Raw genomic sequence first — 989 nt, 5'->3', positions numbered from 1 at the left:
GCCGGCGGGCTGCTCGGCGGGTTGGTCGGTGCCGGCGGCGGGAACGGCGGGGTTGGTGGGATCGGCAGCGTAGGCGGAGGAGCCGGTGGCGCCGGCGGCAACGCCAGCTTGCTGTTCGGCAACGGAGGGGCCGGCGGGACCGGCGGCGCCAGCCTAGGTAACGCCGGGATCGGCGGGGCCGGCGGCAACGCCGGCGTGTTGTTCGGCAACGGGGGAGCCGGCGGTGCCGGCGGAACCAGCCAACTTGGCGTTGGCGGGGGCGGCGGGCCCGGCGGAAATGCAGGCCTGTTGGCCTCGAGCGGCGGGGCTGGCGGGCCCGGCGGCGCTGGCGGAGGTGGCGCCGGCGGGGCCGGCGGGACAGGCGGCGATGCCTGGCTGCTTGGCTCCGGTGGGATCGGCGGGGCCGGCGGCGCCAGCATCACGGGCGTCGGCGGGGCTGGTGGGACCGGCGGCCAGGCCGGCATCCTGGCAGGCAACGGCGGTACCGGCGGCGCCGGCGGCGAGGGCGCAACGACCGGTGGTCCGGGCGGTGCCGGCGGCAAAGCTGTCCTGATCGGCACCGGCGGCAACGGCGGCAACGGCGGGTTCGGCCCAATGATCGGCAACATCGGCCTCGACGGCTCCGGCGGTCCGCTGCAGGGGGTATTCAACGTGGTGAATGCCCCAGTCGCGGCACTCACCGGGCGCCCGCTGATCGGCAACGGCCTTAACGGGACAGCCGGCAGCGGACAAAACGGCGCGCCGGGCGGGTGGCTGCTTGGCGACGGCGGGGCTGGCGGATCCGGCGGGCCCGGCCAAAACGGCGGTGCTGGCGGGGCCGCCGGGCTGTTAGGCACTGGCGGTGCCGGCGGGGCCGGCAGCACCTCATCAACCGGGACCGCCGGAGCTGGCGGGCCCGGCGGGGCCGGTGGGTTGCTGGCGGGCAACGGCGGGGTCGGTGGCGCCGGGGGGTTCGGATCGACCGGTCAGGACGGCGGGGTCGGTGGGGC

1 protein-coding gene is annotated in these 989 nt (G+C 77.7%); it reads left to right on the top strand.

Annotated features, from left to right (window positions below; translation table 11 throughout):
- The coding region (locus CDN38_RS27820; RefSeq protein WP_368773225.1) for a PGRS repeat-containing protein at nucleotides 1-989 on the top strand (989 nt) is incomplete at both ends.

This window comes from Mycobacterium ostraviense (assembly GCF_002705925.1).
Lineage (GTDB): Bacteria > Actinomycetota > Actinomycetes > Mycobacteriales > Mycobacteriaceae > Mycobacterium > Mycobacterium ostraviense.
Note: the sequence above shows the minus strand (reverse complement) of the source record. Positions and strands in the feature narration are given on the sequence as shown.